The organism is Sorangium sp. So ce296 (assembly GCF_051529605.1).
Classification (GTDB): Bacteria; Myxococcota_A; Polyangia; order Polyangiales; family Polyangiaceae; genus Sorangium; species Sorangium cellulosum_D.
Map to the genome: position 1 here is coordinate 1 of NZ_CP150325.1, position 15,221 is coordinate 15,221.

Annotated in this window: 11 protein-coding genes; 4 read left to right on the forward strand and 7 right to left on the reverse strand. The window is 73.2% G+C overall.

The window, feature by feature from the left end:
- Positions 1-494 (forward strand): PLP-dependent cysteine synthase family protein (locus WME98_RS00005; RefSeq protein WP_437949329.1); only part of this gene is annotated, 494 nt, incomplete at its 5' end.
- Here the strand turns inward: WME98_RS00005 and WME98_RS00010 are convergent.
- From WME98_RS00010 to WME98_RS00025, 4 genes are all read right to left on the reverse strand, one after another.
- Entirely contained in the window at positions 482-2,074 is a 1,593-nt protein-coding gene (locus WME98_RS00010; protein WP_437949330.1) for a complex I subunit 4 family protein, read from the reverse strand. The two genes, WME98_RS00005 and WME98_RS00010, sit on opposite strands and share 13 nt — an antisense overlap.
- Positions 2,071-3,504, reverse strand: a complete 1,434-nt coding sequence (locus WME98_RS00015) for a proton-conducting transporter transmembrane domain-containing protein (RefSeq protein WP_437949331.1) — start codon at positions 3,502-3,504, stop codon at positions 2,071-2,073. The genes WME98_RS00010 and WME98_RS00015 overlap by 4 nt, the downstream gene beginning before the upstream one ends.
- The gene (locus WME98_RS00020) at positions 3,494-6,568 is read right to left on the reverse strand and encodes a YbcC family protein (protein WP_437949332.1); all 3,075 of its coding nucleotides are present in this window, start codon (positions 6,566-6,568) and stop codon (positions 3,494-3,496) included. Before WME98_RS00020 ends, WME98_RS00015 begins: the two co-directional genes overlap by 11 nt.
- A 76-nt stretch (positions 6,569-6,644) precedes the next feature.
- Complete coding sequence (locus WME98_RS00025; protein ID WP_437949333.1) at positions 6,645-8,294, reverse strand: SulP family inorganic anion transporter; 1,650 nt, start codon at positions 8,292-8,294, stop codon at positions 6,645-6,647.
- Positions 8,295-8,585: 291 nt separating this feature from the next.
- On the opposite strand from WME98_RS00025, the gene WME98_RS00030 reads away from it, so the two are divergent.
- Complete coding sequence (locus WME98_RS00030) at positions 8,586-9,173, forward strand: RNA polymerase sigma factor (RefSeq protein WP_437949334.1); 588 nt, start codon at positions 8,586-8,588, stop codon at positions 9,171-9,173.
- A gap of 17 nt (positions 9,174-9,190) precedes the next feature.
- The gene (locus WME98_RS00035; protein ID WP_437949335.1) at positions 9,191-9,781 is read left to right on the forward strand and encodes a hypothetical protein; all 591 of its coding nucleotides are present in this window, start codon (positions 9,191-9,193) and stop codon (positions 9,779-9,781) included.
- Positions 9,782-10,152: 371 nt separating this feature from the next.
- On the opposite strand, the gene mazG is transcribed toward WME98_RS00035, so the two are convergent.
- Positions 10,153-10,926 (reverse strand): nucleoside triphosphate pyrophosphohydrolase, encoded by a 774-nt coding sequence (gene mazG / locus WME98_RS00040; protein ID WP_437949336.1) that lies wholly within the window; start codon positions 10,924-10,926, stop codon positions 10,153-10,155.
- Between the two features lie 365 nt (positions 10,927-11,291).
- Here mazG and WME98_RS00045 point away from each other — a divergent pair, with 365 nt between their 5' ends.
- Complete coding sequence (locus WME98_RS00045; protein WP_437949337.1) at positions 11,292-12,386, forward strand: hypothetical protein; 1,095 nt, start codon at positions 11,292-11,294, stop codon at positions 12,384-12,386.
- A 92-nt stretch (positions 12,387-12,478) separates the two neighbouring features.
- Here WME98_RS00045 and WME98_RS00050 read toward each other — a convergent pair whose 3' ends face one another.
- The gene (locus tag WME98_RS00050; protein WP_437954148.1) at positions 12,479-13,396 is read right to left on the reverse strand and encodes a transposase; all 918 of its coding nucleotides are present in this window, start codon (positions 13,394-13,396) and stop codon (positions 12,479-12,481) included.
- 432 nt (positions 13,397-13,828) lie between these two features.
- A complete protein-coding gene (locus WME98_RS00055; RefSeq protein ID WP_437949338.1) occupies positions 13,829-15,127 on the reverse strand; it encodes a flavin-dependent oxidoreductase in 1,299 nt (432 codons plus the stop codon).
- Positions 15,128-15,221 lie beyond the last annotated feature (94 nt).

The following is a 15,221-nucleotide window of genomic DNA, read 5'->3' on the forward strand; positions in this document are numbered from 1 at the left end:
ACCCCGGCGCCTGGATGAGCCAGCAGTTCCAGAACCCGGCGAACCCCGGCGCGCACGCGCGCGCCACGGGCCTCGAGATCCTCGAGCAGACCGGCGGCGACATCGCGGCGTTCGTCGCCGGCGTGGGCACCGGCGGCACCCTGACCGGCTGCGGGCGCGTGCTCCGGGATCGGCTCGGCAGCGCGGTCCGCATCTGCGCCGTCGAGCCGGCGAAGAGCGCCGTGCTCTCGGGCCGCGGGCCCGGCGCCCACGGCATCCAGGGCCTCGGCCCCGGCTTCGTGCCGGCGATCCTCGAGCGCTCGCTGATCGACGAGATCCTCACCGTGACCGAGGCGGCCGCGTCCCGCATGGGGCGGCGGCTCGCCCGCGAGGAGGGCCTCCTCGTCGGGCCGAGCTCGGGCGCCAACGTCCACGCCGCCGTGGAGATCGCGCGCAAGGTGCACGGCACGATCGTGACCGTCCTGCCCGACTCGGGGGAGCGCTACCTGCTCTGAGCCACGCCCGGCGCCGGCGCGCGCTGCGCGCCCGCGAGGCCCGCCCCCGCGGACGCGGAGCCCAGGCCAGAATCGGCGACGGCGCGGCGGCTCGCCGCCGCCGAGGCGCGCGCCGCCGCGGCGTGGGCGACGCCGTGGAGGACCTTGTCGACCATCGGCTCGTGCAGCGCGAGCAGCCGCCCCGGCGCTACGCCGAGCACCACGGTGAGCGCCACCGTCGCCAGCAAGAACGCCCGCTCGCGGAACAGGAGCGCCTCCACCGAAGCGCCCTGCAGGTGGCGCCGCAGCGGGCCGAGGAAGGCGCGCTGGAACGCGCGGAACAGCGTGATCCCGTTGAGCGCCGCCGCCGTCAGCGCCAGCACCGAGAGCACGGGGTGGACGTGCAAGATGCCGTGCAGGAGCAGGTCCTCGCTCACGAACGAGAGCGCCCCCGGCATGCCGATCGCCGCGCACGCGAGCAGGAAGAAGAAGGCGGCCATGCGCGGCGTCCGGGCCACGAGGCCGCCGAGCGCCCGCGTGTCGGCCGTGCCGGCGCGCGCCTCCAGCGCTCCGATGACCATCGCGAGCCCGGTGAGCGCGATCGACGAGGCGACGCTCTGGAGGAGCGCGCCGCTCACGCTCTCCCGGCTCAGCGAGGCGAGCCCGAGGAGCACGAGCCCCTTCTGGCTCGCCACGAGGTAGCCGAGCATCCGGCGCAGATCGGTCTGGACGAGCGCGAGCACGGCGCCGTGCAGGGCGCTGACCAGGCCGAGGACGGCGAGGATGGGCATGCCCTCGGCGCAGCCCGCGGGCAGGAGCGCCGCCCCGACGCGCAGGAGCACGCAGACGCCGACCTGCATCTCGGCGAGCAGGACGGTGACGCCGAGCGGCCCGCGCTCGAGCAGCACGGGCAGCCAGCCGTGGAACGGCACGGCGGCCATGCGCATCAGCACGGCGATCCCGACGAGCGCGAAGAGCGGCGACTGCCACGCCTCGGGGACGCCGGCGCGGGCGATCTCCTCGATGTCGAACGGCAGGGCCGCGCCGCGGCGCGCGGCGAGCGCGGCCATCGCGCCGATCGCGAGGGCGAGCGGCGCCGTGCCGCCCAGCAGGAAGATGCGGCAGGTGCGCCGGAGGAGCGGGTCCAGGGCGCCGCCCTTCCTGGCGATCAGGCGCTCGATCGGCACGAGCGCGGCGATCCACGCAACCGCGAGCACCGCGAGGTCGAGCGCGCAGAAGACGCCGAGGATGGCGCTCCCGGTGGCGAGCAGCGCGGTGGCGGCCGGCCGATCGACCGCGGCGCGCGGGCCCGCGGCGACCAGGGCGAGCAGGACGAAGCCGAGCAGCGGGAGCAGGGCGATGGTGTAGCCGTCGACGCCGAGCCGGAGGCGCGCGCCGAGGAGCGGCAGGGCGGGCCCCCCGGCGGCGAGCGCGACGCCGGCGCGCGAGAGCGCGAGCGGCGCGAGCGAGAGGAGCAGGGTGAGCGCCGCGCCGACGACGGCCGCGCGGCGCGCGCCCTCGTCGCTGCGCGCCCGTGAGGCGAAGAGCGCCGCGACCGCCGGCGTGAGGACGAGCGCCACGAGGAGCGGAAAGGCGCTCACGTCCGCGCCCCCTTCCGGTCGCTCGCGGCGGGCTCGAAGGCCATCGCGCGCTCGGGTGCGCCGGGCGCGTCCGGCTCCCCCGGCTCGACGGCGGCGCGCTCGGGCCAGCCGCTCAGCGCCGCCACCCACCGCCGCTCGAGCCGGTCGAGCACGCGCCCGAGGCGCATCAGCGGCGCGGCGACGAGCCGCTCCTGCAGCGCCTCGAGGTGGAAGCGATCGAGCGCGAGCCAGTACGCGCGCCGCACGAGCGCCGCCGGCAGCACGCGGGCGGCGAGCCCGAGGGGCGGCAGCGGCTCGCCAGCGTGCGCGGCCCGGATCTCCTGCGCGTCGCGGAGCGCCGACGGGGCGCGCAGCATCTGGAGGCAGCGCAGGCACGCGTGCGCGAACAGGTGGACGAGCGCGAGCCAGTAGAGCCCGAGCCCGATCTCCACGAACATGAGCCCCACCTGCGTCATCGTCGCGTGCGCCAGGGCGCTCTTCACGTCGGCCTGCACGCGCCCCACCGTCGTGCCGTAGACGGCCGTCGCCGCCCCGACGCAGGCGATCACCGCGCTCGCGGCCGGCGAGCGCTGGAGCAGCGGGGCCACGCGCAGCATCAGGTACACCCCCGCGTGCACCGAGATCGCGCCGTAGAAGAGCGCGCTCGACGGCGTCGGCCCCTCCATGGCCCGCGGCAGCCAGCTCCCCAGCGGGAACTGCGCGCTCTTGCCCATGGCGGCGAGGAACAGGCACAGCGCGAGCGCCGTGGCCGCGCCGGGGCCGAGCGACGCCGCGGCCCCGGGCCAGGGGGCGCCGCCGAACACCTCGCCCCACTGCGAGGAGTGGGCGAGATCGTGCATGAGCACCGCGCCCCCGAGCAGCCCGACGTCGCAGAGCCGGTAGGTGATGTAGACGCGCACCGCGGCCCGCGGCGGCGCCTCGCGCTCGTGGAAGAAGGCCACGAGCAGCACGCTCGTCGCGCCGACGAGCTCCCAGCCGGCGAAGAGCAGATCGACGGTGCCCGCCGACACGAGCGCCAGCATGCCCGTCGAGAACAGCGCGAGGAGCAGGAAGAACCGCGCGAACCCCGGCTCGCGGTGCAGGTACGCCACCGAGAACCGGCCGACCGTGAGCGCGATCAGCGAGACGAGCACCATCATCGTCGCCGACAGCCGATCGACGAGCAGGACGAGCTCGAACGCGTAGCTCCTGGTCGCGAACCAGTGGCCGAGCTTCACCGGGACGAACGCGTAGGGCGCCGCGACGGCCGAGCCCCAGATCGCCAGCGACGCCGCGAGCGAGACCGAGAGCGCGGACAGCACGGCGCGCGAGACGACGCGCTCGCTCGGCGTGCGGAGGAGCAGCAGGTAGGCCCCGAGCGCGGCGAAGGCCGCCGCCGGGGAGAGCACAGCAAGCGCGGCGAGCTCGCCGAGCAGCACGTCAGACAGCATGGTGGGCGACCTCGCGTGGCCGCGTGGACGCGGCGCGGATGAGCGCAGGCGGGACGAAGCCGGACCGCCCGGCGTACCAGTCGGCGGAGCGCTGGACCTCGGGCAAAGGGTCGTCCGGGGGCGAGAACGGCGCGAAGCCGTCCCCCGTGAAATGGGCGATCCGGCGCGTGTCCGGATCGACGCAGGCGAGCTGGATCCAGCCGTTGCAGATGAGCTCGCGGAGGGCCGGCTGCCGCGCGCAGAGCGCGGCGGCCGTCTCCGTGCTCGCCTCCACGACGACGAGCAGGCGCACCGGCTCGTGGATCTCGATCATCTGCTTCGGCAGCCCGGTGCGCAGGTCGCTCAGCGATCCCTCCATGACCCCGAGCAGCGAGACCAGGTTGTGCGGCAGCTTGGTGCCGGCGCCATAGCGGCGGTTGTCGACGCAGGAGAAGTAGTACTCGAGGTTGATCCCCGCCCCGACCGGGCCGACCGCGAGCAGGATGCGCTCGAGGATCGCGCCGCTCGGGTCCTGGGTCGGGTCGTACGAGACGAGGAACGCCCTGCGATCCAGGAACAGCCCGCGGGTGAGCGCGCGGCGGCCGACCACGCAGACGGCGTTGGTCACGTGCCCGAGCTCGGGCCGGGCCTCGCTGAGGTCGGCGGCGCGCGACTCGACGTGCGCGAGCGCCCGCGCGGGGCCGCCCTCGGCCGGCGCCGACGCGAAGCGACGGCAGCGCTCGTGCGCGTGCAGCGCGCGCGCCGCGTCCAGGGCGCCGGAGAGCGCCGCGAGCTCGGCGCGGTGCGACGCCGGCGCGAGGTGCTGGTCGTAGAGGACGATCTCGTCCGTCGTCGTGTTGTTCATGCCGCCGACGAAGAAGGTCCCGTCCGGGATGTCGATCCCCCGGCCGCGGAGCAGGGCGCGGACCTCCGGGTCGTTCGCCATGGACGCGAACAGCCGCGCGTTCGGGCCGCCGTGACGGCCGCCGCAGGCGCCGCAGTCGTACGCCGACTGGTGCGGGTTGTTCACGCTGGTCGATCCGTGGCCGAGCACCGCCACGATCGGCGCGAAGCCGCGGGTGAGCCCCATGTTCTCCAGCGTGACGGCCACCCGGGCCGCCTTCTCGGCGGCGGTGAACGGCCGCCCCGCGCCGGCCGCGGCGGAGCCGGCCGCGGCGGAGCCCTCGTCGTGCGGGCTGAGGAGCCGCGTCGGCACGGCCGGGAGCAGGCGCCGCTCGAGCGCGCGGCGCAGCCGCGCCGTCGCCCGAGGGAACAGGATGCGTCCGACGAGCGGGATCGTGGAGAGCAGGCCGAGGGTCGGCGTGAGGAGCACGCCGCGCGCCAGGGTGCGCGAGCCGCGCCCGAGCGTGTGCAGGAGCCGCGCCCAGCGCCTGCGGCGGGCCTGCCGTCGGCGGCCCGCCTCCTCCTCGTGCGGCCGCTCGACGATCTCGTGCGCCGGCTCCACCCCGACCGGGCAGAGGCTCGCGTGGCCGGCGTCGTCGAGCCCGCGGTAGCGGATCGGCACGCCGAAGAACCCGGCCACGCCGAGGGTCTCGTGCCGCGGAGAGAGCTCCTCGAAATGGCGCCGGAGCCCCTCGCAGCGATCGTCGATGCAGAAGGCGACCTGGAAGCGGGGCTCCTTCACCGCGCGCTCCTCCTCCGGGCGGCGCAGGCTCACGGCGATCCCGTGCAGCGCCTCGACCCGGTGGTGATGCTCGTAGGCCTCGTGCAGGACGCGGCGCCGCGCGATCGCGTCGAACGCCTCGAGCGCCGACAGCGCCCAGACGCGATCCGCCACGGGCAGCGGCGCGATCTCGGCGGCCGACAGGCCGGCGAGCTGCGCGAGCTGAAACAGGCGGAACGGCCGATCGTGGTCGGGCGAGCAGGGCGGCGGCGCCGGCGGCCGCGCGGTGCGCCGGGCGTGCTCGACGAGCCCGGCGAGGGGCCCCGCGTACCCGAGCCGCCGGCGCGCGACGTCGCGCAACGCGTACCGGGCGAGGGTCAGGCGGACGGCGAGGTACTCGACCAGCGACGCGGGCGGCGATCCCGGCGGACGATCGTCCGGGGTGTGCTCGAGGCGGTGGATCATGCCGGCCCAGCCCGGGAGCTCGAGCAGCACGCGGGTCACGTATCCCTCCCAGCGATCCTCGGGCACCCCGAGCTCTTCGAGGGCGCGGACGGCGATCGCGGGCGGCGGGAGCCCTGCCGCGTCGAGCAGGCGGAGCTCCTCGTCGAGCCCCCGGAAAGCCGGGGCAGCGAGCCGCGCGCCCTCGAGCGCCATGTCGCGGAAGCAGCGCCACAGCCCCTGCGCTCGATCGGGCATCACCCAGTGCGCGACGCCCTCGTCGAGGTAAGCGGCGAGGAGCCGGATCAGGAGCGGATCGACGAGCTCGGCCGGATCCTCGCCGGCCAGCGCGAGCAGCAGATCGCGGTGCGACCGGCCTTCGCCCACGCGGTCGACGAGCGGCGGCTCCGCGGGCGGGGCGGGCGGCAGCTGCACGGCGCGGCACGCGTCCCAGAGCGCGAGCGCGGCGCGCGACTCCGGATCGAGGCCGCCCTGGTCGCGGAGGCGCGCCGCGGTCTCGGGGCGCGCCTCGAGCCAGCGCTCCGTGCTCTCCAGGATGCGCCAGCGCCGCTCGGCGGGGACGTCGGCCCGGAGCCGCCGCGTCTCTCCCGCCTCGGCGATGCGCCACGCGAGGCCCGCCGCGGTCTCCGCCTCGATCGGATAGCGCAGCGCGATCCGCTCGATCTCGTGCCGGGACAGCGGGCCTCGCCGCTCGTCCGGGAGCGCGGAGAAGCGCGCCGCGAGGGCCGCCTCGAGGTCCTCGCCGTCGATCCGCCCCGAGGCGATGTGCGCGCGATAATCCGCCTCCGAGAGGTACGGCTCGGCCTCGAAGATGGCGCTCGCCGCGGCGAGCGCGTCGTGGAACGGCAGGTGCTGGAAGGCGTGCAGCGTGTTGTGGTGGACGAACACGCCGATGGGCCCCTGCGCTGGCAGGAAGTGCCCGGCGTGCTCGACCACGTCGCAGAGGCGCGCCTGTCGCGCGGCGCTCGCGCGGAGATCCTGAGAGAGCTCGCTGTCCATGGCGATCCCGGAGGTAAGGTGGTTCCTGGGGCGTCACCCGCGACGCGCGGCCGCGGCGGCCGTGCATCGCCTCGGCTCAGCGCTGGGCGACGGGGCTGATGATGGTCCTCTTCCTCGCCGAGAGCGGATGGGACGACAGCTGGAAGTGATCGCCGAGGCCCGAGAGGGTCAATGTCCGCCCGTCTCGCTTCATCACGGCCTCCAGCTCGTGCAGGTTGGACATGACCGTGTGATCGACGAGGCGGGCCTCGGCGAAGTCGATCTCGATGCTGGAGGCGCTCGCGTGGCTCGCGAGCTTCCGCTGGATGCTGAGATAGTTGCTGAAGACCGCTGCGTGCTTGACGCGCAGCACGACGCGCCCTCCCTCGGCGCGCTCCTCCACGTCGGGCCGGAAGAGGACGCGCAGCGGCGCGCCGTTGATCACGTGGATGAGCATCTTCACGGCGACGCCGGCCGCGACCCCGACGAGCAGATCGGAGGCGATGCAGAACGCGGCCGTGGTGCCGAAGATGATGAGCTGCTCCCTGCCGATGCGGAGCGTCCTCACGAACTCCTTGGGGGACGCGAGGCGGATGCCCGTGAACGTGAGCATGGCGGCGAGCGCGGCGAGGGGGATCCGGTGGATCAGCCCCGGCGCGAAGGCGACGAAGAGCAGGAGGAAGGTGCCGTGGAAGAAGTTCGACAGGCGGCTCCTCGCGCCGTAGCCGATGTTGGCGGAGCTGCGGACGATCTCGGAGATCATCGGCAGCCCGCCGAGCAGGCCCGCGATGAGGTTGCCGACGCCCGTGGCGAGCAGGTCCCGGTCGAGATCGGAGCGGCGCTTCGCGGGATCGAGCGAGTCGACGGCCTTCGCCGAGAGCAGCGACTCGATGCTGCCCACCAGCGAGAACATCACGATGTATTTGATTGACGCGGGCGTGCCGACGTGGCTGAAGTCGGGGAAGACGATCGCCTGGAGGAGGTTGCCCGGCAGGTTGACCAGAAAATTCGGCCCGATCGCGTACGTCGTGTGGGTCGCCGCGAGCGTGTAGGTGTGCTCGTGCTCGAGATCGAAGACGTACGCGAGCGGCACGGACAGCGCCAGCACCAGCATCGGCGCAGGGATCTTCTGCAGAAAGCGCGATCTCTTAGCGATCGCCGGATAGCCGAAGAGGATGACCAGCGAGAGGACGCCGATCAGGGCGATCTCGGGGTTCAGCCGGGACAGGCTGCGCGGGATCTCCAGGATCAGGTGGAACGGCTCTTTCGCCGCGGGCGTGACGCCGACGAGCGTGTGGATCTGTTTCGAGCAGATGATGATCCCGATGGCCGCCAGCATGCCGTGCACCACCGAGACGGGGAAGAAGTCGCCGAGCTTGCCGGCGCGCGCCAGCGCGAAGGCGATCTGTGTCAGCGCGGCGACAGCGATGCACGCGAGCGCGCGGCGGTATCCGACCGCGTTGTCGCCGCCGCCGAGCTCCTGCACGGCGCCCAGGGCGATGACGATGAGGCCCGCCGCCGGTCCCTTGATGGTCAGCGGCGCGCTGCCGAGCCAGGTGGCGACCATCCCGCCGACGACGGCGGTGAGCACGCCGGCGATGGGCGGGAACCCGCTCGCCATGGCGATGCCGAGGCAGAGCGGCAGGGCGATCAGGAAGACGAGGAAGCCTGAGACGAGGTCGTTCTTCCACGAGGCGGACGCGGGCGCCTGCGCCGGCGCGCCTGAAGAAATTATCGGGTTGGACATGGGGTGGTCGGCCCTCGGAGACGCGGGTACCCTGTGGGCCCGCTGTTCGTCAGAACACGCCCCAGGACGGGACCACTCGCCCCCAGGTTCCCGACGGGGGTGACGATTTCATGCGATGTGCAGGAACCTGCGCGGGGGCCCGTTCCGTCCTAGGGGGCGTCGATGTACAGCGCTCCCCTGCTCGAGGCGCCGCTGCTCGCCCCGCCGTGGCGCGAGCGGCGGGCTCTTCCCCGCCGTCCATTCCACGCTAGAGTTCCGGGCCTCGACGCTCCAGGCGCTCGAACGGCCCTCATGACCGAATCGCGACCCCTCCTCGGCGAATCGCGCGCGCAGTTCGAGTCGGCCGTGCGCCCGGTGCTCCCGCGCCTCTACCGATTTTGCATTTCCCTCTGCGGCACCCGGGATCAGGCGGACGATCTGTTCCAGAATGCGTTGCTCAAGGCGTACCTGAACGCGGCGTCGTTCGAGGGGCGCGCGGATCTCGGGGTGTGGCTCTGCGGGATCGCTCGGCACGAGTACCTGGAGGCCTACCGGACCGAGGCGCGGCGCCGCGGCCTGCTCGAGCGGCTCGTCGACGTCTGCACCGACGCGCTCGGCATCCTGCCTCGCGCCGATGCTTCGAGCCCGGAGGCGGCCGCGATCCTGAGCCAGGACACGGAGGTGCTCCTCGCGTGCCTTCAGGAGCTGCCCGAGGAATTCCGCACCGTGGTGGTGCTATGCGACATCGAGGAGCTCGGTTATGACAGTGTGGCCGAGCTCCTCGGAATCCCCAAGGGGACGGCGAAGAGCCGCCACGCCCGGGGGCGCGCGCGGCTGCGCGATGCATACGAGCGCGTGGCGGCGCAACTCGTCGTCGCGGCGCGAGAGGGGTCGACGTGAGCGGACAGGACCACGATGTGCCTCCGATTCCGCAGGATCTCGCGGCGAGCATGCGGGCGCTGCGCGCGATGGGCCCCCCCGAGGCGCTCGTCGAGCGCGCGCTCGGCAAGCTCCCCGAGCGGCCGGAGCGCCCGGGGGCGGAGGGCGGCAAGCGATCGCAGCGGGCGCGGAGCCCCTGGCGATGGGGAGCGATCATCGCCGCGCCGGCGCTCGCCGCGCTGGCGGCCGCCGTCGTTCTGGCGGGCGGCGGGGGCGGCGTGAGCTCTCCCGCGATCGAGCGCTCCGAGGAGCGCGCCGTCGCGTTGCCGGACGACGGTCACGCGTGGATGCACCTCGATCTGTGGACGCACCGCCACGCCGAGGAGCCGGCGGTGGTTCACCTCGAGGTCCCGGAGCACGTGCGCGTGCGGCTGCCCGACGGCGAGGGCGGGGCGCTGGAGGAGCACTGCCAGCAGGAGCGCTGCTCGCATCGGCTCACGCGCTACCGCGGCGACGCGCCGCTCAGCGTGGCCGTCGCCCAGCCGGGCCGTTACGAGATCCACGTCCTTCACGAGTCGAACGAGGCGCGCGTGCGGGAGCGCTTCGTGCTGACCGCGGTGCGTGACTGAGCCCGGGCGCGCCCGAGAGCCTGCTCGCGCAGGCTCCGCGCCGACGGGGTTGAGCTCGACGGCTTGTGGGAGCGTGTTTGTGCGGCCGCCGCGCGACCGCCGCCCGACCGGGGTTGGGCTCGACGCCAACGGCCGCCGCCCGACCCCGCCGCCACCCGGCCGCCGCCGCCCGACCGGGGTTGGGCTCGACGCCCATAGCCGCCGCCCGACCGGCGACCGGCCGCCGCCGCCCGACCGGGGTTGAGCTCGACGCCCATGGCCGCCGCCCGACCGGCCGCCGCCCGACCGGGGTTGGGCTCGACGCCCATGGCCGCCGCCCGACCGGGGTTAAGCTCGCCCCCGCCCAACCGAGGTTGAGCTCGACGCCGCGCTCAGGTCCGCCGCTCGCCGCGCTTGGCCTCGTCCCAGTAGCCGTCGAGCTCTTCCAGCGTCAGGGTGTCGTCCGACGCCTTGGCGGGCCAGCCGCCGTGCCGCTCGATGACCCGCCGCTCGACGTGCTCGAAGCGCCGGGTGAACTTGTCGATCGTGCGGCGCAGCGCCCCCTCCGCGTCGACGCCGGCGTGGCGCGCCAGGTTCCCGAGCGCGAAGAGCACGTCGCCGAGCTCCTCCTCGACGGCGGCGGGGTCGCCGCTTTCGAAGGCCCGATCCAGCTCTCCGAGCTCCTCCTCGACCTTCGCGCGCGAGCCTTGCGCGTCGGGCCAGTCGAAGCCGACGCGCGCGACCTTCTCGCCGACCCGCTGCGCCCGGGTCAGCGCCGGCAAGCTGCGGGGAACGCCGCCGAGCACCCCGCGATCATTGCCCTGCCGGGCCCGCTCCGCCGCCTTGATGCGCTCCCAGTTCTGAAGCACCTCGTCCGCGTTCTCGGCGCTCTCGTCCGCGAAGACGTGGGGGTGGCGCCGCACGAGCTTCTCGCAGATCGCGGCGACCACATCGTCGGGGCCGAACGCCCCCTCGGCCCGGGCGAGCTCGGCCTGGAAGACGACTTGGAGCAGGAGATCCCCGAGCTCGGCGCACAGCTCCTTGCGGTCGCCGCCGTCGATGGCATCGATGACCTCGCAGGCCTCCTCGAGCACGTAGCGCCGCAGCGTCGCGAAGCTCTGCTCGCGGTCCCACGGGCATCCATCGGGCGCAAGGAGCCGCTGCATCAGCTCAACGAGGCGCGGAAACGTACGGCCGGCCTGCTGCGGAAGCGGCGGCGCCTCCACAGAATCGAAGGGGCGAGGCATGCAGTGCTACTAGCGCAAACCGCCCCCGCCGCGAAAGAGCAGGCGAAGCGACGTTACGCAATGCGTCATTGTGGATTCGCGGGCGGTGCCGTGAGAAAAGTACAAACGTCGTCGAGGTTTCGGCGGCGAGGACGACCATGAAGAGCGCAGGCTATGTGGTGCTGTTCACGATCGCCGGGTGCTCGCAGGGGGTGTGTCGGAGTGTCGGGAGCGCTCTGGGCCCGGCGCCGAGTCCGGCGGCCTCTGCGGTGGGGACCGTGGGGGTGCCGACGGAGGTGCCGACCGTGGTTGAGGTCCAGGCGGCCGACGGGGGGGAGAGGGAAGCGCTTGACGAGCAGATTGCCCCGTTGCGCAAGGGCGGGCGCCACCTCATCGCAGAGCCCCCCAACGACGTGGAAGAGGCCGCTTACATCATGTGGATCGCAGCGGCGGGGGTCGCCGCCCAGAACCGGCAGCCACCTCCGGCGGCCCCACCCGGGTTCGCGCTGCGGGCGGTCCCCGGGCGCGACCTCTGGGTGCTATCCGAGAACGACTCGCGCCATCGGGGCGCGGCCGCGGTGGTGCTGCGCACAGGAGCAGCAGCGCCGCTCATCGTGGAGGCGCCGCACACCTTCTTCGACCAGGGGACGCTGCCCATCGCGCTCGCCATCTTCGAGGCGCAGCGAGCGCGGGCGCTGATCGTCAACACGTCGCACCGGTACGGCGGCGGCCCTAAGCCAAGCAACGCCGTCGGAGACGACGAAGGCGAAGGAACGGGCGGCGCCAGCGCGGATGAGGCGGCCGCCGAAACGCAGGCAACGGGGGACGGCGCTCGGACGGCGGGCAGCGGGCTGGCCGGGTCCGGCGTCACAGGCGCGGGCGGCGGCGATGGCGTCCAGGGCGCAGGCGGCGGCGCGCGGGGGGACATCGTTGCCGCCCGCGGGCGGCCGGCTGCGACGCTTGCCTTCGCAGACGTGGCGCATGCCGAGCGCTCGTTTTTCCTGTCGGCCCACCGGGCGCTGCTCCAGAGCTTCCCCGGCGTGCCGGCGGTGCAACTGCACGGTTTTCAGGACAGCTCGGCGCCAGACGCCGCCGCCATCGCAAGCGCCGTGGGGCACGGCGCCAACCTTGAGCGGCTGCTCGCCCCGTTGCGGGCGGTCGTCAGTGACGGGAAGGTCCTCGCCTACCCCGCCGACATCAAGAAGCTCGGCGGTGCCACCAACGTGCAGGCTCGGTGGTCGCGCCAGATGGGCGCGCCATTCTACCACCTCGAGCTGTCGCGAGCGTTGCGCGACAAGCTGCTCACGGACGAGGATTTGCGGCGCCGCTTCGCGGCGGCCTTCGCGGGCATCGTGGCCGGAAAAGGCCAGGAGGAGACCCGACCCGGGTTGTCGCCGTAATGGTCTTCCCGCGGATCGGGTCATTGGTTTCCAACCTGGGTTGGGTTCGTGAGTTCAACCTGGGCCGGGTTGGTAGCTGCTTGGGCCCGCAGTCATGTCGCGGAAACGACGCCCGTCACGCTGGCGCCGTGAAACGTATATATCCACCACGTTCCTGCAGGGAATAAAACGCTGCGTACGCCTGCGCGCCATCGCTCGAGCGCCGCGCGGTATGACGCGCGAAATGCCCGCACAGCTGCACCTGCCATTCGCCATGCATCACCCTGCTCACGACCGACCGCAAAAGTAGGATTGCGTTCGCGTAGCGCTTCGAAGCTTGTAGCACGTACGTAAGGGGAAATCTTACGGGCTCGCTCCGCCCCCAGAAACTTACGGCCAAGCTGCTGCATCTGCGCATGAGCCTGCGCCTCCTGCTGCTTGAGCTCGGCGGCGACCTGTTGACGAAAGCCCTCCGCGTCGTGCTCGATCGCCGGCGGCAACGAGAGCGGAAGCGTCACTTCCTCGGGCCAATGCGGGTTTTCCGGATCGAGATACGCGGAGGGGCGCGTCGCGCTCAGCACGCCTCGGCCGATCTCGTCCACCTCCACCTTGGCGCCCGGCCACTCACGCGCATGCCGTACGAGGCCAGCAGCAACCGGATTGGCGAGGACGTAGGCGATCTTCTCCACCACCGCCGCGGGCGTCAGCAGCCGCACCACGCTCGGGGCCTCGTGGTCCCACACTGGTCCTTCCCATGCGCGGATCACCTTCGTCCCGAGCGCGACGATGCGATGATAGAACTGCAGGAAGCGCGGCAATACGCCCCTCACGTCGGTCACGATCAAGTGTAGATGCGTCGACATCGCGCAGAGCGCATGGACCTGGACGCCGTAACGGCGGGCGGAGATCGCTAGGGCATAGATCAGAAGCTGATTGATGACCGCATCAGGTCGGAGGAGCAGGTGCCGACGCACGATGCGACGGGTGATCAGATACGTCGCGCCAGGAGCGATCTCGCGAGGCTGGCTCATGGTCATCGCACAAAACAAACGTCGTGCCAGGATCGTGATGAATGATTTCGATGAGTTACCACCCTCTCAGGGGTGGCGGCCGCGTTCCGCGGGTGGCGGCCGCCAGGTCCCGCGGTGACCTCAACCTGGGTCGCGTCTCCAACCTCAACGTGGGTCACCGCCGGGTGACCTCAACCTGGGTCGCGTCTCCAACCTCAACGTGGGTCGGATCGCTGGTCGCTCAACCCCGGTCCGAGGTCCCCGCAACCCGGGTCGGGTCACTGGGCCCCGCAACCCGGGTCTCCCCGCAACCCGGGTCAGGTCGCGCCAACCAAACCCGGGTCGGGTCGCCGTCGTCGCCGCCAACCCAACCCGGGTCGGGTCGCCGCCACGGGTCGGGTCGCCGCGGGTCGCCAACCCGGGTCGGGTCGCCGCGGGTCGCCGCCGCCCCCGCTACCGCGCGCCGCCCCCGTCTTCCGGCGCCGCCGCCCCCTCACCCACGCTCCACGACGGCCGGCCGTTGAGCTCCTCGACGTCGGTTCCGACCATCCTCGTGTAGCCGCGGCTCATCTCCTCCAGCTCCTCGCCGCTCAGCACGTCCTCGATCCGCACAAAACCCGCGGGCGCTCGCTGCTCCACCAGCGCGATGACCCGCTCGGCGCCCATCGCCCGGTTCGCGAGGACGAGCGCGCTCGTGGGTGGCCGGCGCGCGGCCTCATACGCGGACAGCGCCGCTTCCGGATCGCTCGCCCGGGCGAGGTGCCAGGCCAGCACGCGCGCGTCGAGGATCGCCTGGGAAGCCCCGTTGGAGCCGACCGGGAACATCGGATGAGCGGCGTCGCCGAGCAGGGTGACCCGGCCAGCGCCCCACCACGGCAGCGGGTCGCGATCGACCATCGGATATTCGAACAGGACCGGCGCCGCGGCGATGAGCGCCGGGACGTCGAGCCAAGAGAAGCGCCACGCGGCGAAATGGGGCAGCACGTCCTCCAGGCGACCTCGCCGGTCCCAGCTCGCGGGCGCGACCGTCGCCCCCTCATGCAAGCGCACCTCCGCCACCCAGTTGACCGCGGCCCGGCCGCGGAGCTCCGCGCCGCGCGAGATCGGATATGCGACGAACTTTGCGGCCCGGTTGCTGCCCGCCATGATCATGCTGCGCCCCGTGAGGAACGGCTCGGCCTCGGTCACGCCCCGCCACATGTGAATGCCGTTCCACCGCGGCGGCCCCTCCGCCGGGTGGAGCTGCGCGCGGACCGCCGAGTGAATGCCGTCCGCCCCGACGAGCACGTCCGCGGAGACCACCTCGAGCTCGCCGCTCCGCCGATCCCGCAGCGAGACCCGCACCTCCGCCCCCGTCTGCTCGAACCGCTCGACCGCGAGCCCGGTGCGCACGCCGGCGTCCCCGAGCCGCTGCCGCGCCGCCGCGAGCAGGATCGCCTGGAGCTCGCCGCGGTGGATCGAGATCTGAGGCCAGCGATACCCGGCGGCAATGCCCCGCGGCTGGGCCCAGATCCGGCCGCCGAACCGATCGTAATGCACCAGCTCGGCCGTGGGGATCCCCGTCGCCGTCAGCGCGTCCGCGAAGCCCAGCTCGGCCAGCTCTCGCACCGCATGCGGGAGCAGGTTGATGCCGACGCCCAGCGGCTTGATCTCGCGCGCTCCCTCGACGACGAACGCCTCCACGCCGGCCGATTGCAGGCTCAATGCCGCCGTCAGACCGCCGATCCCGCCGCCGGCAATCATGACACGCATGGCGCCACGGTCGCACGCCGCGAAGGACGCGGCAAGCGCGCTCGCGGGGGCAGCGACGGCGGGGCCGAACGCGGGTAAGATCCTCGAACGAGGT